Below are 15,418 nucleotides of genomic sequence, written 5' to 3'. Positions count from 1 at the left end.
GATGCTCTATGCCACCGGCAAGCCGCGTTCGATCAACCAGGCTTTCGCGTCTTCGGCATCCTGCTCGAACCACGCCTTCGTAGACCCCAGCCGGTACGTATACCCCCACGCATCCATGTCGGCCATCAGCCGCTCGCTGCCGACACCGGGCAGCTGCCCGGCCAGCACGATCTGCAGGTAGCAGGTCGCGTCTTCCTCAGGCACCGAATCGGTGGCGTCGGTATGCACCAGTGCACGCCGCTCCGGCGGCAGCACGATCAGGTGGCAGGCTTCGTGCAGCATCGAGTGCACGGGCGTGTCATTGCGCACGTAGACGTTGCTGGCGATGATGCCCGCCTCCGGTTCGCCCCAGTAGCTGCCGGGAATCGGTTCACCGGCGGACACGTGGTGCAGCCGAAGGCCATGCGCGGCGAGCAGGCACTGCGCATCGGCGAAGGCGATGTCGCCCACGCAGGTGATGTTCACGGCGGTTGTCGTATCGGTCATGCGGGTCACGCAGCCCCGCCCATGCAGGCACGGGCGGGGCAGGGCATCAGGGTTTGTCCGGGCCTTCAGGCAGCGCCACGGAGATGTCCAGCACGTCGTGCTGCCCATCCTTCACCAGGTCGACCTTCACCGCGTCGACGTCGATGTTTACGTACTTCTTGATCACTTCCAGCAGCTCGCGCTGCAGCAGCGGCAGGTAGTCCGGGCCACCGCGGTGGCTGCGTTCCTGCGCGATGATGATCTGCAGGCGGTTCTTGGCGGTTTCGGCGGTGGTCTTCTTCGCTTTGAGGAAATCAAACAGGCCCATGCTTACCCTCCGAACAGCTTGCTGAAGAAGCCCTTCTTCTCGACGTTGGTGAAGCGCATCGGGCGTTCTTCGCCGAGGATGCGCGCGACGGCGTCTTCATAGGCCTGGCCGGCAGCGGATTCGACATCCAGGATCACCGGCTCGCCCTTGTTGGAGGCGTTGAGCACGTCGCCCGATTCCGGAATCACGCCGATCGCCTTCAGGCCGAGGACTTCCTCGACGTCGGCGATGCTCAGCATCTCGCCGCTTTCCACGCGCACCGGGGTGTAGCGGGTCAGCAGCAGGAAGGCCGGCACGTCCTGGCCGGACTCGGCCTTGTGGGTCTTCGAATCGAGCAGGCCGATGATGCGGTCGGAGTCGCGCACCGAAGACACTTCCGGGTTCACCACCACCACTGCGCGGTCGGCGAAGTACATCGCCAGGAAGGCGCCCTTCTCGATGCCGGCCGGGGAGTCGCAGATGATGTAGTCGAAGCCGTCGGCGGCCAGGTCCTTCAGGACCTTGCCCACGCCTTCCTGGGTCAGTGCGTCCTTGTCGCGGGTCTGCGAGGCGGCCAGCACGTACAGGTTGTCGAAGCGCTTGTCCTTGATCAGGGCCTGCTTGAGGGTGGCTTCGCCGTGCACGACGTTGACGAAGTCGTACACCACGCGGCGTTCGCAGCCCATGATCAGGTCGAGGTTGCGCAGGCCGACGTCGAAGTCGATCACCGCCACCTTCTTGCCGCGCCGCGCCAGGCCGCAGGCCAGGCTCGCGCTGGAAGTGGTCTTGCCGACGCCGCCCTTGCCGGAGGTGACTACGATGATTTCAGCCAAAGGACTTCTCCTGATGATTCTGTTTGGGTGCTGCGTCAGTCCAGCGCAGCGATCTTGATCTGGTCCTGTTCCAGCCATACCTGCACGGCCTTGCCGCGCAGGTTGTCCGGGACATCGTCCAGTACCTTGTAATGGCCTGCAATGGCGACCAGTTCCGCATGGAAATCACGGCAGAAGATGCGTGCCGCGGTGTTGCCCTGGGCTCCTGCCAGCGCGCGGCCGCGCAGGGTGCCGTAGATATGGATGCTGCCATCGGCGATGACCTCGGCGCCGGCGCCGACGGTGGCCATCACGGTCAGGTCGCAGTTTTCCGCGTACAGCTGCTGGCCTGAACGCACGTTGCCCAGCTGCATGCGGCCCGGCTGCGGCGCGGCGGCATCGGCGACCTTGGCCACCGGCGCGGCGGGGGCCGGCTTCGGCTCGGCGCGGACGGCGCGACGCGGTTCCGGTGCGGGCGCCGGCGGGGCCGGTTCGGCCTCGGCGCGCTCGTACTGGGCGCGGAACTTGGCCAGCAACGGCAGGCCGAGCTGCTGCGAAAGCAGATCGACCGCGCTGGTGCCGTAGGCCAGTGCCACCGGCAGCACGCCCGCGCTGCGCAGGCCGTCGACCAGCGCCTGTGCGGTGGCCACGTCCGGCACCTGGCTCAGGCCGCCGAAATCGAGGATCACCGCAGCGCGGCCGAACAGCTTCGGTGCGCGGGTCACGCGCTCGCGCATTTCCTGCACGAGGCGTTCGACATCAAGAGTGCGGATGCGCAGGTTGGCGATGCCTACCTGGCCGATCTTCAGTTCACCGGCCTGTTCGTAATCGAAATTCACCGCCACGCTCAGGTCCCCGTCGGCCGCTGTGCCTGCGCCGGCAGCTGCCGGGCGCGTGTCCATGCCACATCCGGCAGCTTGCCGCGGTAGGTTTCCTGCACCCACGGGTAGCTGCACAGTTCCTTGGCCAGCATGCTGGCACGCACATCGACCTGGGCCATGGTGTTCTGGCCCAGCTCGCGGAAGCCGAAGCTGCCGTGGAAGAGCAGGGCGGCATCGGCGCCATGGTCGAGGAAGACCTCGCAGGTCATCTGCGGGTAGCGCAGCTCGGCGAAGCTCTGGGCATCGGCATAGAACGCACGGCCGACGCCACCGCCGCGACGGCGGCTGGCGACCACGATGCGGTCGATATAGAAGAAGGGCGTGTCCAGCTGCTGCTTGAACCAGGCGAAGTTGCTGCTGTCGTGCTGGCTGTCGCTGCCGAAGCCGATCAGGAATCCGGCCAGGTTGCCGTCGCGCTCGGCGACGCGGAAATACTCAGCGGTTTCGTAGAACAGGCGCAGGCGGGCCGCATCCAGGGGAAGGATGGCCAGGCCAGCGTTGTTGTTCAAAGCCAGGACGGAATCGAGCTCGTGCTCGCGCACGTCGCGGATGACAATCGACATTGTGACTCCGTGGGGTAACGCGGTTGGTCCGTCAACGGACCCTGCGCACGATTATTGCATGCCCGGGGTGGGCTGCGGCATGAACAGGGGATATGCCCGAGCATGACTTTCGGCGCTTGGGAGCGGCCGTGCACGGGCTACGATGAGGGATGCTGGCCCGACTGAACCACAATGCGATGCTGCGCTACTCCGGGTTGTTCACCTGGGGCACCGTCGGCCTTTGGCTTGCGATCTACCTGATCGATCCTGTCTCGCTGACGCTGGAGACGCTGGACGGCGAAGCCGGCTTCCGCATCATTCCCTGGGCCTCGGCCTACCTGGCTTTCGGCATCGTGTACTGGGCGCTGACCCGCTCGCTGGGCGAGGGCCGTCCGGGTTTCTTCGACCACGCGGCGCTGATCCTGCTGACCGCCTGCGCGATCGGCGTGAGCTATTTTTCCGGTACCGCGCTGGGCAGCATCCTGCTGATGGTGGTGGCCGGCCTGCTGCCCTGGCTGCTGGGGCCGCGCATCGGCGTGGTCTGGCTGGTGGCCAGCAACCTGGCCGTGTTGCCGGTCTACATCCAGCCGCTGGGCTTCCCGCCGTTCATCGCCGTGCTGCAGGCGGTGGGCTACATGGGCTTCTCCAGCTTCGTGTTCGTGATCGCGCTGGTGGCCCGTCGCCAGGCCGAGGCCCGCGACGAGCAGCGCCGGCTCAACTCGGAACTGCGTGCCACCCGCGCCCTGCTGGCCGAGAGCGCCCGGGTCAATGAGCGCACGCGCATCTCGCGCGAGCTGCATGACCTGCTGGGCCACCAGCTGACCGCGCTGACCCTGAACCTGGAAGTGGCCGGCCACCTGGCCGATGGCCAGGCGCTGGAGCATGTGAAGCGTTCCCACGCATTGGCCAAGCTGCTGCTGGGCAACGTGCGCGAGGTGGTCAGCCAGCTGCGCGAGACCGGCGCCATCGATCTGGCCGCGGCGCTGCGCCCGCTGACCGAGAACGTGCCCTCGCTGGACATCCGGCTGGAGATCGAGGATCCCCTGAACGTGGAGGACCCGCAGCGGGCCCACGTGCTGCTGCGCTGCACCCAGGAGATCATCACCAATGCCGTGCGCCACGCCGGTGCCCGCCACTTGTGGATCAAGGTGTACCGTGAAGCGCCGGACCGGGTGGTGGTGGAGGCCCGCGACGACGGTGTCGGCGCGGAAATGGTCAATGTGGGCAATGGCTTGCGCGGCATGCGCGAGCGCCTGCAACAATGTGGTGGCCAGCTGCAGGTCGAGACCCGTCCCGGCGAAGGCTTCCGCCTGCGGGCGACGGTGCCGGCAACAGTGCTGGTGGCCGCCCTTACCAAGGTTCCTGAAGGAGTACGTTGATGATTCGCGTCTGCCTGGTCGATGACCAAACCCTGGTGCGGCAGGGAATCCGCTCCCTGCTGGCGCTCGATGATGGCATCGAGGTGGTTGCCGAGGCCGGCGATGGCCGGCAGGCGGTCGAGCTGATCCCGCAGGTGCGTCCCGATGTGGTCCTGATGGACATGCGCATGCCGGTGATGTCCGGGCTGGAAGCGCTGCAGGTGTTGTCACGGCAGGAGCAGCTGCCGCCGACCATCATCCTCACCACTTTCGATGACGACCAGCTGGTGCTGGCCGGGCTCAAGGCCGGTGCCAAGGGCTACCTGCTCAAGGACGTGACCCTGGCGCAGCTGGTCGGGGCCATCCGCACCGTGGCCGACGGCGGTTCGCTGGTGCAGCCGGCGGTGACCCAGCGGCTGCTGTCGGGCCTGGAACACATGCGCAACGAGTTCGTCAGCCTGGACCGGCCCGACCCGCTGACCGACCGCGAGACCGAGATCCTGCGGCTGATGGCCAGCGGATTCTCCAACAAGGAGATCGCCAACTCGCTGGGCGTGGCCGAGGGCACGATCAAGAACCACGTGTCCAACATCCTCTCCAAGCTGGGTGTGCGCGACCGCACGCGCGCCGTGCTGAAGGCGTTCGAACTTCAGCTGGTCTAGGGAAAATCGTTCCGGTACAACAACTTGGGTGACGGTCGGGGGTTCCGGCCAAGCGCGCCCCCTACTGGCGGGTGACGGTATGCGTTACCCTTCGAATTCTTTGTCCATACAAATACGCAGCCGGCAGGGAAACCGGTGCGCCAATCCCGATAAACAATGCCCGCGAAGCCTGCTAGGATTGGCGCTTCGCTTCAATCAACCCGGCCGTGGGATCGGCCCCGGAGACTCTCTGAATGACCCGTATTATCGAGTTCCTGATCGCCTTGGGGATCGTGGCTGGCCTGTTCGTCATCATTGGCGTATGTCTGCCGGGCGAGCGTCACATCACCGAAAGCATCGAGACCAACCGCAAGATGACGATCGTGTACGACACGGTCAGCAGCCTGCGCCGCTTCAAGGACTGGAACCCGCTGGTACTGCGCGATCCCGCCGTTGAACTGAAGCTGTCCGGCCCGGCCTCCGGCGTCGGTGCCACTCTCGACTTCACCTCCAAGGACCTGGGCACCGGCTCCTGGAAGATCACCGAAGCCGAAGAGAACAAGCGTGTTGCGATCGCCATCGAAGACCCGACCAAGGGTCACGACAAGGTCACCACGTTCACCCTGGAGCCGACCGGCAAGGGTGGCCGCAACGTCAAGATCACCCAGGACTACTCGGTGAAGTACGGCTTCGACCTGTTCGGTCGTTATGCCGGCCTGTATGTCAGCCGCCAGATCGGCGACGACATCAAGATGGGCCTGTCGCGCATGGCCAACATGCTCGCCACTGTCCCGAACGTCGACTACCGCACCCCGGAAGCGCCGCTGACCGATCTGGCCATCGTTGATGTGCCGGTTGAAGACCTGCTGGTCGTCAACGCCGGTAACGTGGACCGCGGTCAGGACACGATCACCAAGTCCATCAAGGACAACCAGGAGTGGATCAAGCGCGTGATGGAGGCCAATGGCCTTGAAGCCGCCGGCCCGTTCCGCATCATCACCACCGACTTCGGTGCTGAGAAGTACGCCTTCGACATCGCCCAGCCGGTGAAGAAGAAGGGTACTGAAGGTGCCACCGCTGAAGAGCTGACCGTCAAGATCGACGGCGGCGCTCCGGTCAAGTACGTGCACGTTGCTCCGCACCGTTCGGCGCATGCGGCCTACACCGGCCACATGGCAGGTCTGGACGTGGCCCGCAACGGCCTGCGTGCCTGGGCCGTGACCTCGGGCAACGAAGTCATCGACCGTCCGTACGAAACCTGGAAGGACGGCATCGACAAGTCGTTCACCCCGGAAGCGACCTACGACATCTACTGGGCCGTCAAGTAAGCCTCGGCTGACCCATGTAATGTTGGACACGAAAACGCGCCGCTCATTGCGGCGCGTTTTTTTTCATCTGGCGCCCGGCAAGCGGCGCTGCGCAAGGAGCCCTCATGTTCAATCTGGAACGCCGTGCCCGTAAGCCTTCCCTGCTGGCCTGCCTGGGTGCATTGCTGGCCGCCACCTCGATCGGCCTGTCCGCCTATGCCTCGCATGGGGTGGCCGATCCGTTGGCGCAGCAGCATCTGAACATGGCAGCGTTGTACGCATTCGCGCACGGTGCGGTGCTGGTGGCGCTGGGCCCGCGTGCGCAGGGGGCGATCGCGCACCTGGCGTTGTACGTAGTGCTGCTGGGCGTGCTGTTGTTTTCCGGCAGCCTGGTGGGCGGGGCGCTATGGCAGTGGCCGACGCGGATGGCGCCGATCGGCGGCACCAGCATGATGGCCGGATGGGTGCTGCTGGCGATCAATGCGTTGAGGCGGTGACAGCAGCCGGGCTGTCGCTTCGATCCATACTGATGCGATCGTGATGGTTCATGGGCGTTACTTTTCTTTTCGCGCGAAAAGAAAAGTAACCAAAAGAAACGCGCCGCCGGCCGCGAGCCGGTGCGGAGAGCAGCCGAGCATGGCTCGGCTCTACAGAATCGCGCGCACCTCTTCGCCCTCGACGGACCCAACAGCCGCGCGCTGATCCGTTGCAGAGGCTTCGAGCGGAGCAACCGGCTTTTGCCTTTGCTCTCTTGTTCCATTCCGTGGCGGACGCACACGGAACAATTCCAGGACGCGGGCGGGATGGGCTTGCGGGGATGTAAGCCGCATGGATGCGGCGCCCAAGCCTCCACGGACGGATTCACGGCGGCCCCCGCAAGTTCATCCCGCCCGCGGCCATGCGCTGACCGCTCCAGGCGTTCGCCACGAGGGGCTCAGCCGTTGGCCGGTCTCCAGCACCAGTGCCAGGGTTCGTAGACGATGCCGTGCGGGTTGTCGCGCGGGTAGCTCAGCTGGAAGCCGTGCGCGCCGGCATGGCGCTGCAGCCAGGCAAACGCATCGGTGGCGTCGAAGGATTCTTCGGCCGGGGCGTCGCCCGGCGTGCCGATATCCAGCGCATGGCCGCTGTGGTGTTCGCTGAATCCCGGTGCGGCATTGACCTTCAGGATCTCCGCCACGCTCAGCCCGCGCGCCCGTTTCCGTTCAAAGATGCCCAGCTGGTAGGCATGGCTGCGGAAACCGGAGATCGCGTCCAGTGCCACGCCATCCCGTGCCGCGTGCAGGCGCATCCGCCGCCAGCCCTGCGCAGCGCCGCGGCGCAGCCACAGCGGGCGGGCGAAGCGGTCACGACCGGCGAAATGCAGCAGGCAGGGTTCCGGTTCCAGGGGCAGGCCGCTGTCGTCTGCGTAACGCTGGGCGTCCAGGCCCAGCTGCTGCAGGCGCTGCTGCAGCCCGGCCAGTGGAAGCCATTGATCTTCCAGCGCAGCGCCGAACGGTCGAGCTGCCGCTGCGTCCAGCAGTGCCAGTGCCTCCTCGGTCCCGGGCTCACGCGTCAGGCGTGGCACCATCGAATGCACGCCGTGCGGCAGTACGGCCGCCAGATAGCGGCCATCACGCTTGCGCCGCAGCACCCAGTGCGCCTGTGACAGCAGGCGCGCGTCCATGTTGCTGCGCGCACGCAGCAGGCCGGCAGGCCACAACTCGATGGTCGCGGTATTGATCAGCAGTGGCGGGCGTCGTTGCATCGCCGCAGCTTACTGCCGCGGCGCCGATGCGGCCACCTTGCGCAGGGCATCGAGCAGCACCTGCGGCCGATCCACGCTGAGCAGCAGCGTGCTGCCGTCGCTGACCGGCAGGGCAAGCACGCGCGCGCGATCGGTGACCAGGGCGAATCCCTTGCCGCCGCCCTGCAGGCGGAAGTGGCCCGAATAGAAGCCCGGCATTGCATAGCCGTTGGTCTTGAAACGGATGCCATAGCGGCGGTCGCGGCCGAGATCGACCACCTCCGCCTGGTCCAGTCGCAGCTTTGCCACCGGAACACGCCGGCGATACAGCGTCGAGCGCACATCCAGCACGTCGCCGGCCAGTTCCACCCGGCGGCGGAAGAAGGCCGTGCCCAGCCCGATGCCGAGTGCGGCGATCACCAGCAGGCTCCAGGCGGCGCTGCCGCCCATGCGGAACCAGGGCGGCGAGAGCGTCACTTCGATCCAGGGCGCGGTGGCCGGTGCCTTGTACAGCTGCGCATACAGGCAGGCCACGAAGGCGGCCAGCAGCGGCAGCACGATCCACAGCACGCGCAACGGCGAGCTGTCGGCCACCTCGTACTGTTTCGGGTCGCTGGCGCCCATGGCTCAGGCCTCCTTCTTGAACACCAGCATCGCCGGGCGCATCGGCGCCGGGATGATGATGTTGACCAGCTCCCAGCCCAGTTGGCCCTGGCGGCTGAGTTCGGCCTGGATGTCCTCGGCCTTGTGCAGGCCCATCATGGACGTCTTGACCTCGATGGTCTGGTAGCTCCAGCGCTTGCTCATTCCTTGTCCTCCGGCGATGGCTTGGGTTTCGGCAGGCGTCCTGCCTTGCGCAGGGCGTCGCGCAGCACGTATTCAATCTGCGCGTTGAGGCTGCGCAGCTCGTCGTCAGCCCAGCGCTGTGCCGCGGCCAGGACCTCGGCATTGATGCGCAGCGGATAGGCTTTCTTCTCACTCATGAAAACTCCTGGCGGGGCGGTGGGGCGCCCCGTTGCGAGGGTGGTTCAGTACAGCGAACCGGCATTGACGATCGGCTGGGTGCCGCGGTCCGAGCACAGCACGGTCAGCAGGTTGCTGACCATGTGCGCCTTGCGTTCCTCATCCAGCTGCACCACGCCGTTCTTCTGCAGTTCGGCCAGGGCCATCTCGACCATGCCGACCGCGCCGGCAACGATGCGCGTGCGTGCGGCGATCACCGCGTTGGCCTGCTGCCGCTGCAGCATCGCCTGGGCGATTTCGGCGGCGTAGGCGAGGTGGCTGATGCGCGCGTCGATCACCTGCACGCCGGCATCGGCCAGGCGCTCGGCCAGCTCGTTCTTCAGGTGCTGGGAGATCTCGCTGGCGTGGCTGCGCAGGGCCAGCTGGCCGTCCTCGTGCTGGTCATAGGGATAGCTGGTGGCCATCGCGCGCAGCGCCGATTCGGACTGGATGTGCACGAAGCTCTCGTAGTCATCCACGTTGTAGACCGCCTCGGAGGCATCGACCACCTGCCAGACGATCACCGCGGCGATCTCGATCGGGCTGCCGTCCAGCTCGTTGACCTTCAGCTTGCCGCTTTCGAAGTTGCGCACGCGCTGGCTGACCCGGCGCTTGCTGAAGAACGGGTTGTTCCAGCGCAGGCCGTTGTCCTTCACGGTGCCGACGTACTTGCCGAACAGGCTGAGCACCGCGGCCTGGTTGGGCTGGATGGTGTACAGGCCGGCCAGGACGAACATGCCCGCGGCGACCAGCAGGACGCCCAGCAGCATCAGCAGCAGGTTGGGCGAGCCGGTGCTGGCCTTGGCGGCAACCCCGAGCACGAACACGGCGGCACCGGCGAGGGCAACCAGCAGGGCGCCGGCCAGCGTGCCGAGGCCGTTGAGTGAGGACAGCGACTTCTCTTTCATGGCAGTACGTCCTTGAGGGTTTGGAATGAAGATATCAAAATGATATCAAGTGCGGCCTACCGTTCGTCGGATGCCGTGGCCGGGGTGCCCGGCCAGCTAGAATGCCCACCCGCCTTCACATCGCTGCTGGAACCGCCATGGCCAAGCTTGGAACTCCGTTGTCCCCCTCCGCCACCCGCGTGCTGCTGCTGGGCTCGGGTGAACTCGGCAAGGAGGTGGCCATCGAGCTGCAGCGGCTGGGCGTGGAAGTGATCGCCGCCGACCGCTACGCCGATGCGCCGGCAATGCAGGTCGCGCATCGCTCGCACGTGATCGACATGCTGGACGCGATGGCCCTGCGCGCGCTGATCGCCCGGGAACAGCCGCACCTGGTGGTGCCGGAGATCGAAGCCATCCACACCGAGACCCTGGTGCAGCTGGAACAGGAGCAGGGCCTGCGGGTGATCCCGACCGCGCGCGCCGCACGCCTGACCATGGACCGCGAAGGCATCCGTCGCCTGGCTGCCGAGACCCTGGGCCTGCCGACCTCGCCGTACCGCTTCGTCGATACCGAGGCCGAGTACCGTGCCGCAGTGGCCGCGATCGGCCTGCCGTGCGTGGTCAAGCCGGTGATGTCGTCCTCGGGCAAGGGCCAGAGCACGCTGCGCAGCGAGGCGGACATCGCCCCGGCCTGGGACTACGCGCAGACCGGTGGCCGCGCCGGTGCCGGTCGCTGCATCGTCGAAGGCTTCATCGATTTCGATTACGAGATCACCCTGCTGACCGTGCGCCACGCCGGTGGCACCGCGTTCTGCGCGCCGATCGGCCACCTGCAGAAGGACGGCGACTACCGTGAGAGCTGGCAGCCGCAGCCGATGTCGGACAAGGCGCTGGCGCGTGCGGAAGAAATCTCGCGTGCGATCACCGACGACCTCGGCGGTTGGGGCCTGTTCGGCGTCGAGCTGTTCGTGAAGGGCGACGAGGTGTGGTTCAGCGAAGTGTCGCCGCGCCCGCACGACACCGGCCTGGTGACGCTGGTCTCGCAGGAACTGAGCGAGTTCGCGCTGCATGCGCGCGCCATTCTCGGCCTGCCGATTCCGGTGATCCGCCAGAGCGGCCCGTCGGCCTCGTGCGCGCTGCTGGCGCATGGCGAGGGCGTGCCGTACTTCAACAACGTGGCGGCCGCGCTGCAGGTGCCGGACACTGCCGTGCGCCTGTTCGGCAAGCCCAGCGTGCACGGCCATCGCCGTGTGGGCGTAACCCTGGCACGTGCCGAAACCATCGACGAAGCACGCGCCATCGCGCGTGATGCCGCCGACGCCATTGGCGTCGAACTGCGCCCGTAAAGAAGGAGCGACGACCAACGGTCGTCGCCTACCGGATTCCGGTGGGTACCGACCGCTGGTCGGTACTGCATCAATATCGCCTTACGGCTTCACGTCCACCCACACCAGGTGGTGGTCGCTGCCGTCGGCGATCTTCGCTTCCGGACTTTCATTGGCCGGCCAGAAGATGCCGCTGCCGATGTACTCGAAGCCGGTCGAGGGCAGCACGTAGTCCAGGCGCATGGTGCCGGACTTCGGGCCGAAATCGCCGGTGGCATGGAACGGTGCGCCCCTGCGCTCAATGCCCTTGGCCGCATAGGCCAGGCTGGTCTGCTCGCCACCGACGCTGCGCGGGGTGGGGTAGCGCAGCACGCGGGCGTTCTCGATCAGTTCGACGATCGCCTCATGGCGGCCATCGCCGTCGACCGGGTCGTTGTTGAGGTCGCCGAGGATCACGAAGCGTGCGTCCTGGGCCAGGCCGCCGCACTGGCCCTTGTCGTCGCACAGCCACGGCTTGTCACCCTTGGACAGGTATTCCTGCCACAGGCGCAGCTCGTCGTGGTTGCGCGCGGCATTGCGCTTTTCCGGGCCGTCGAACACCGGCGGGGTCGGGTGCGAGACCAGTGCGTGCACCACGCCGGCCGGGGTCTTCACCGGCACGTCCCAATGCGACTTCGAGGACAGCCGCAGCTGTGACCACACGTGGTCGTTGTAGAAGCTCTTGCCGGTGCGCGGGTCGACCGGACGGATCGCCCCCGGCATCGCGCTCCACTTCAGCAGCTGGAAGCTGCGCACCTTGGCTTCATCGATCGGGTAGCGCGACAGCACCAGCATGCCGTACTGGCCCGGGTGCAGGCCGTAGCCCCAGGCATCGTTGCCGCGGCTGCGGCCTTCGCCGCCGACCACGCCGTTGTTGTCCAGGTCCAGGCCGCTGGGCACGCCGGTGTTGACCGGGGCCAGGTAGCGGTAGGCGAAGTGCAGCGGCTTGCCGCCGCCGGGCTGGGCCACTTCCAGGTAGCGCTTCTGGAACAGGTCGGCGGCGCGGTGGGCGTCGTCGAAGTCGAATTCGTTCAGCAGCACCAGATCCGGGCGCACCTGCTGCAGCACCGCGGCGATCTTGCGTGCGTGTTCGCTGTCGCCTTCCAGTTCCTTGATCAGGCCACCGGCGTCATCGGAGTACAGCGAGGTGTTGTAGGTGGCCAGGCGCAGCGCAGCGGACGGCTTTTCGGTCATCGCAGGGGACGTGGCGAAGGCGGGGGCGGTGGCGCCGCAGAGCAGGGCCAGGGCGAGGATCAGGGGTTTGGCGTTCATGGGCCGTATTGTGCACCCGGCCCGGTGTCAGCGGTTTGTCAGCGCCCGTCCAGATCCTTGTCGAAATCGTGCCAGCGGCGGCCGTCGTAGGCCTCCAACGGGTGGAAGCGCCGTTTGTAGTCCATCTTCTGGTGGCCGCGGATCCAATAGCCCAGGTACACGTGCGGCAGGCCCTCGCGGCGGGCCCATTCGATCTGCTGCAGGATCGCGAACGTACCCAGCCCGCGCGCGGCGTGCTCCGGGTCGAAGAAGGTGTAGACCGCCGACAGGCCGTGCTCGGTGACGTCGGTCACCGCCACCCCCAGCAGTTGGCTGGGCTGGCCGTCGTGGCCGGGCAGGCGCATCTCCATGAAGCGGGTGTGCGACCAGCTGCCGATCAGGAACTGCTCGAATTCGTGCGGGCCGTGGTCGTCCATGCCACCGTTGGCGTGGCGATGCACCAGGTAGCGGTGATACAGCGCGAACAGGTCGTCACGGGCGGTGGCGGCGGTGATCCGCACCTCGAGGTCTTCATTGCGGGCCGCACAACGGCGCTGGCTGCGGTCCGGGGCGAAGCGGGCCACCGGGATGCGCACCGCCACACAGGCCTGGCAGTGCGCGCAATGCGGCCGGTAGACCAGGTCACCGCTGCGACGGAAGCCCCAGCTCAGTGCCAGCGGATACAGGCCGCCGAGGCGGCGGTCGTGCGGGTCCAGCACCAGGTCGCGCGCCACCCGGTCCGACCAGTACCCGCAGGGGTGCTCGCCGGTCTGGAAAAGTCGCAGTTCGTCGTCTCTGTCGCCATGCATTGCCATGGGCACAGCATAGCCCCAGCCCGTCGCAGTGGCGGCGACTGTCCGCCGGATGAATGGAACTGGCAGCGACGTCAACCGATGTCGCGCCCGGGCGTTGTTGTCCCCCGAGGGTGAAGTGATCACCCCGACGCAATTCCCATCCCCAGGAGTGACTCCATGATCCGTACCCCCCTGCTGCTGGCCCTGCTGCTCGGCACCTCCGCTTCCGGTATCGCGCTGGCGGCCGACACCCCGACCACCCCGGCGCAGCGCCCGGCCAAGCTGGACACCAATGGCGACGGCGTCATCGACCGCAGCGAAGCCGCTGCCAACCCGCGTCTGGCGGCGAAGTTCGACGAACTGGACAAGAACAAGGACGGCAAGCTCTCGCGCGATGAACTGCCGCGCTGGAAGCACGGTCGCCGTGGCCACGGTGGTGAGCGCTGGGCCAAGCTGGACGTCAACAAGGACGGCCGCATCAGCCGCGAGGAAGCCAAGGCCGATCCGCGCCTGGCCGCACGCTTCGACCAGCTCGATCTCAACAAGGACGGTTACCTCGACAAGGCCGATCGCGAACTGCGCGTGAAGCAGATGCGTGATGCCTGGTTCGCCGCGGCCGACACGAATAAGGATGGCCAGCTGAGCAAGGCCGAGTTCGATGCGGCCAAGCGCCCGATGCATGGTGGTCCGCGTCAGGGCGGCCCGCGTGACGGCGCCATGCCGAAGCCGCAGCGCTGAGATTCAACGCAATGATCGACGACAACGCCGGCGCACTGCCGGCGTTGTCCATTACAGGCGGCCGCTGCGCGCCAGCGAGTACAACACCAGTGCGATCACCATCAGGTTCATGGCGATGATGCCGGTGCGGCCGTACATCGACTCGTATTTCCAGTTGATGCCCGTGCGCCCGCGACGTGCCGAGTCGCGCACGATCATCGGCGCCATCACCCGCTGCAGCGGCACCAGGCACTGGTAGTTGACCACGCCCAAGCCGACCGTCAGTACCGCCAGCTGCGCCCACACCGGCACCTGCAGCATCACTGCCAGCAGGATCGCGAGGCACCAGAACATGCCGGTGGTGATGTTGAGGTAGAGGAAGCGACGCACATCGGCGCGCTCGGCGTCGGTCTCGGTGTACGACATCAGGAAGCGCCCGCCCAGGTAGCTGCCGATCGCTCCGCCGACCACGCCACCGATGACTGCGCCCCAGCTTTCGGCCGGCAGCAAGTGCAGCTGGCCCAGCGTGGCGGTCAACGAGCCCATCGCGGTACCGCCTGCCGCACTGGCGCCGCCGAGGCCGAGCTTGCTGCCACCGATGCCGACGCCGGTGCCGAGCAGGATCGCCGCGCTGGCGGAGCCGGGCGCGGCCACCAGCACCATCGACACCACGGCAGTGGCGAATGCCGCACTCGGGGCGCTGCTGCGGGCGAATTCGCCGAAGCGTTGCAGCAGGCCGTCACGCACCTGGGCGCGGGCGCGCGACAGGCGCTTGCGCACCGCGGCGTCGCTGAGCCCGAGCAGGTCGGCCACCTGCTGCGAACGCTGGCCTTCGCGGTAGTACAGCAGCAGGACTTCGCGGCTGTCGGCCGGCAGTGCGGAAATGATGTCTTCGGCGGCGATCTCTTCTTCCACCCGCTGCAGCCGGTCGGCCGCACCCGGCGCCGGGTCGGCGGCCATGCCCAGCGCCACTTCGGCCGCCTCGCCGGTCAGCGGCCGGCCCCGCTGCGCGCGCAGCCAGTCGCGGGCCAGGTTGCGGGTGATCTGCCGCAGCCAGGGCAGGAAGCTGGTTGAACTGCGCAGCTGGTGCAGCTGCTGCCAGCCCTTCACGAAGGCCTCCTGGGCGATATCCTCGCTGGCCTGGCGGTCGCGGGTGATGGCCAGCGCGATGGCGGTGACCGTGTTCTGGCAGGCCAGCACGATGCGGCCATAGGCATGCTGGCAGCCGCCAGCGGCGGCCGGCAGTTCGCGTTCCAGGGTCTGGTCGATCGATGCGGCGAAGGTCGTCACGGCGGCGGCTCTCCTGCTGGGATTGTGTCCCATGACGGAGCCGCGCGCGAAGTGTGACCGGCCTTCAGTGCGGTAGT

Annotated in this window: 19 protein-coding genes; 6 read left to right on the top strand and 13 right to left on the bottom strand. The window is 67.0% G+C overall.

All coding sequences use genetic code 11. From position 1 onward, the window contains the following. Positions 1-6: 6 nt before the first annotated feature. The 5 genes from SSKA14_RS18625 to SSKA14_RS18605 are packed head-to-tail and all read right to left on the bottom strand — an operon-like array spanning position 7 to position 3,028. The gene (locus SSKA14_RS18625) at positions 7-486 is read right to left on the bottom strand and encodes a hypothetical protein (RefSeq protein ID WP_040008527.1); all 480 of its coding nucleotides are present in this window, start codon (positions 484-486) and stop codon (positions 7-9) included. 46 nt (positions 487-532) lie between these two features. Then, positions 533-793 (bottom strand): cell division topological specificity factor MinE, encoded by a 261-nt coding sequence (gene minE, locus SSKA14_RS18620; protein ID WP_005408532.1) that lies wholly within the window; start codon positions 791-793, stop codon positions 533-535. Positions 794-795: 2 nt separating this feature from the next. Beyond that, entirely contained in the window at positions 796-1,605 is an 810-nt protein-coding gene (minD, locus tag SSKA14_RS18615; RefSeq protein ID WP_006424120.1) for a septum site-determining protein MinD, read from the bottom strand. A gap of 35 nt (positions 1,606-1,640) precedes the next feature. Beyond that, on the bottom strand, positions 1,641-2,486 hold the full coding sequence (gene minC, locus SSKA14_RS18610; RefSeq protein WP_049457735.1) for a septum site-determining protein MinC: 846 nt from the start codon (positions 2,484-2,486) through the stop codon (positions 1,641-1,643). Beyond that, a complete protein-coding gene (locus SSKA14_RS18605) occupies positions 2,432-3,028 on the bottom strand; it encodes a GNAT family N-acetyltransferase (protein ID WP_008267255.1) in 597 nt (198 codons plus the stop codon). Before SSKA14_RS18605 ends, minC begins: the two co-directional genes overlap by 55 nt. Positions 3,029-3,177: 149 nt before the next feature. On the opposite strand from SSKA14_RS18605, the gene SSKA14_RS18600 reads away from it, so the two are divergent. The 4 genes from SSKA14_RS18600 to SSKA14_RS18585 all read left to right on the top strand — a co-directional run bounded on the left by SSKA14_RS18600 (position 3,178) and on the right by SSKA14_RS18585 (position 6,810). Beyond that, positions 3,178-4,386 carry a sensor histidine kinase gene (locus SSKA14_RS18600; RefSeq protein ID WP_008265337.1) on the top strand — a complete coding sequence of 403 codons (1,209 nt, stop codon included), beginning with the start codon at positions 3,178-3,180 and terminating at the stop codon, positions 4,384-4,386. Beyond that, positions 4,386-5,027 carry a response regulator transcription factor gene (locus SSKA14_RS18595; protein WP_006424175.1) on the top strand — a complete coding sequence of 214 codons (642 nt, stop codon included), beginning with the start codon at positions 4,386-4,388 and terminating at the stop codon, positions 5,025-5,027. Before SSKA14_RS18600 ends, SSKA14_RS18595 begins: the two co-directional genes overlap by 1 nt. A 233-nt stretch (positions 5,028-5,260) precedes the next feature. Continuing rightward, entirely contained in the window at positions 5,261-6,334 is a 1,074-nt protein-coding gene (locus tag SSKA14_RS18590; protein ID WP_006424176.1) for an SRPBCC family protein, read from the top strand. Between the two features lie 104 nt (positions 6,335-6,438). Next, complete coding sequence (locus SSKA14_RS18585) at positions 6,439-6,810, top strand: DUF423 domain-containing protein (protein WP_008264449.1); 372 nt, start codon at positions 6,439-6,441, stop codon at positions 6,808-6,810. A 437-nt stretch (positions 6,811-7,247) separates the two neighbouring features. Here the strand turns inward: SSKA14_RS18585 and SSKA14_RS18580 are convergent, their stop codons facing one another. From SSKA14_RS18580 to SSKA14_RS18560, 5 genes are read right to left on the bottom strand one after another with little or no spacing between them, the layout of a single operon-like run. Then, on the bottom strand, positions 7,248-8,057 hold the full coding sequence (locus tag SSKA14_RS18580; RefSeq protein ID WP_008268002.1) for a M15 family metallopeptidase: 810 nt from the start codon (positions 8,055-8,057) through the stop codon (positions 7,248-7,250). Between the two features lie 9 nt (positions 8,058-8,066). Beyond that, complete coding sequence (locus tag SSKA14_RS18575) at positions 8,067-8,660, bottom strand: PH domain-containing protein (protein WP_008268039.1); 594 nt, start codon at positions 8,658-8,660, stop codon at positions 8,067-8,069. A gap of 3 nt (positions 8,661-8,663) precedes the next feature. Then, positions 8,664-8,843 (bottom strand): DUF4177 domain-containing protein, encoded by a 180-nt coding sequence (locus SSKA14_RS18570; protein ID WP_006424209.1) that lies wholly within the window; start codon positions 8,841-8,843, stop codon positions 8,664-8,666. Beyond that, entirely contained in the window at positions 8,840-9,019 is a 180-nt protein-coding gene (locus SSKA14_RS18565) for a hypothetical protein (RefSeq protein ID WP_005412615.1), read from the bottom strand. The genes SSKA14_RS18570 and SSKA14_RS18565 overlap by 4 nt, the downstream gene beginning before the upstream one ends. Positions 9,020-9,064: 45 nt before the next feature. Further along, entirely contained in the window at positions 9,065-9,946 is an 882-nt protein-coding gene (locus SSKA14_RS18560) for an SPFH domain-containing protein (protein ID WP_006424215.1), read from the bottom strand. A 137-nt stretch (positions 9,947-10,083) separates the two neighbouring features. On the opposite strand from SSKA14_RS18560, the gene purT reads away from it, so the two are divergent. After that, the gene (gene purT, locus SSKA14_RS18555) at positions 10,084-11,271 is read left to right on the top strand and encodes a formate-dependent phosphoribosylglycinamide formyltransferase (RefSeq protein ID WP_040008521.1); all 1,188 of its coding nucleotides are present in this window, start codon (positions 10,084-10,086) and stop codon (positions 11,269-11,271) included. Positions 11,272-11,352: 81 nt separating this feature from the next. On the opposite strand, the gene SSKA14_RS18550 is transcribed toward purT, so the two are convergent. Together SSKA14_RS18550 and SSKA14_RS18545 are read right to left on the bottom strand one after the other, a co-directional pair. Continuing rightward, complete coding sequence (locus tag SSKA14_RS18550; RefSeq protein ID WP_008267782.1) at positions 11,353-12,561, bottom strand: endonuclease/exonuclease/phosphatase family protein; 1,209 nt, start codon at positions 12,559-12,561, stop codon at positions 11,353-11,355. Between the two features lie 38 nt (positions 12,562-12,599). Next, positions 12,600-13,355 (bottom strand): arginyltransferase, encoded by a 756-nt coding sequence (locus SSKA14_RS18545; protein WP_040008519.1) that lies wholly within the window; start codon positions 13,353-13,355, stop codon positions 12,600-12,602. A 156-nt stretch (positions 13,356-13,511) separates the two neighbouring features. On the opposite strand from SSKA14_RS18545, the gene SSKA14_RS18540 reads away from it, so the two are divergent. Then, entirely contained in the window at positions 13,512-14,072 is a 561-nt protein-coding gene (locus SSKA14_RS18540) for an EF-hand domain-containing protein (RefSeq protein WP_006424270.1), read from the top strand. 51 nt (positions 14,073-14,123) lie between these two features. On the opposite strand, the gene SSKA14_RS18535 is transcribed toward SSKA14_RS18540, so the two are convergent. Then, positions 14,124-15,341, bottom strand: coding sequence for a sigma-70 family RNA polymerase sigma factor (locus SSKA14_RS18535; RefSeq protein WP_008265235.1), 1,218 nt, complete (start codon positions 15,339-15,341; stop codon positions 14,124-14,126). Positions 15,342-15,418 lie beyond the last annotated feature (77 nt).

Source organism: Stenotrophomonas sp. SKA14 (assembly GCF_000158575.1).
In the GTDB taxonomy this organism is placed as follows: Bacteria; Pseudomonadota; Gammaproteobacteria; order Xanthomonadales; family Xanthomonadaceae; genus Stenotrophomonas; species Stenotrophomonas forensis.
Note: the sequence above shows the minus strand (reverse complement) of the source record. Positions and strands in the feature narration are given on the sequence as shown.

Excerpts from the sequence above, each read along its gene's own strand:
- SSKA14_RS18625 (WP_040008527.1), bottom strand. The coding sequence starts at position 486 with ATGACCGATACGACAACCGCCGTGAACATCACCTGCGTGGGCGACATC.
- minE (WP_005408532.1), bottom strand. The coding sequence starts at position 793 with ATGGGCCTGTTTGATTTCCTCAAAGCGAAGAAGACCACCGCCGAAACC.
- minC (WP_049457735.1), bottom strand. The coding sequence starts at position 2,486 with ATGGACACGCGCCCGGCAGCTGCCGGCGCAGGCACAGCGGCCGACGGG.
- SSKA14_RS18605 (WP_008267255.1), bottom strand. The coding sequence starts at position 3,028 with ATGTCGATTGTCATCCGCGACGTGCGCGAGCACGAGCTCGATTCCGTC.
- SSKA14_RS18600 (WP_008265337.1), top strand. The coding sequence starts at position 3,178 with ATGCTGGCCCGACTGAACCACAATGCGATGCTGCGCTACTCCGGGTTG.
- SSKA14_RS18595 (WP_006424175.1), top strand. The coding sequence starts at position 4,386 with ATGATTCGCGTCTGCCTGGTCGATGACCAAACCCTGGTGCGGCAGGGA.
- SSKA14_RS18590 (WP_006424176.1), top strand. The coding sequence starts at position 5,261 with ATGACCCGTATTATCGAGTTCCTGATCGCCTTGGGGATCGTGGCTGGC.
- SSKA14_RS18585 (WP_008264449.1), top strand. The coding sequence starts at position 6,439 with ATGTTCAATCTGGAACGCCGTGCCCGTAAGCCTTCCCTGCTGGCCTGC.
- SSKA14_RS18580 (WP_008268002.1), bottom strand. The coding sequence starts at position 8,057 with ATGCAACGACGCCCGCCACTGCTGATCAATACCGCGACCATCGAGTTG.
- SSKA14_RS18575 (WP_008268039.1), bottom strand. The coding sequence starts at position 8,660 with ATGGGCGCCAGCGACCCGAAACAGTACGAGGTGGCCGACAGCTCGCCG.
- SSKA14_RS18570 (WP_006424209.1), bottom strand. The coding sequence starts at position 8,843 with ATGAGCAAGCGCTGGAGCTACCAGACCATCGAGGTCAAGACGTCCATG.
- SSKA14_RS18565 (WP_005412615.1), bottom strand. The coding sequence starts at position 9,019 with ATGAGTGAGAAGAAAGCCTATCCGCTGCGCATCAATGCCGAGGTCCTG.
- SSKA14_RS18560 (WP_006424215.1), bottom strand. The coding sequence starts at position 9,946 with ATGAAAGAGAAGTCGCTGTCCTCACTCAACGGCCTCGGCACGCTGGCC.
- purT (WP_040008521.1), top strand. The coding sequence starts at position 10,084 with ATGGCCAAGCTTGGAACTCCGTTGTCCCCCTCCGCCACCCGCGTGCTG.
- SSKA14_RS18550 (WP_008267782.1), bottom strand. The coding sequence starts at position 12,561 with ATGAACGCCAAACCCCTGATCCTCGCCCTGGCCCTGCTCTGCGGCGCC.
- SSKA14_RS18545 (WP_040008519.1), bottom strand. The coding sequence starts at position 13,355 with ATGGCAATGCATGGCGACAGAGACGACGAACTGCGACTTTTCCAGACC.
- SSKA14_RS18540 (WP_006424270.1), top strand. The coding sequence starts at position 13,512 with ATGATCCGTACCCCCCTGCTGCTGGCCCTGCTGCTCGGCACCTCCGCT.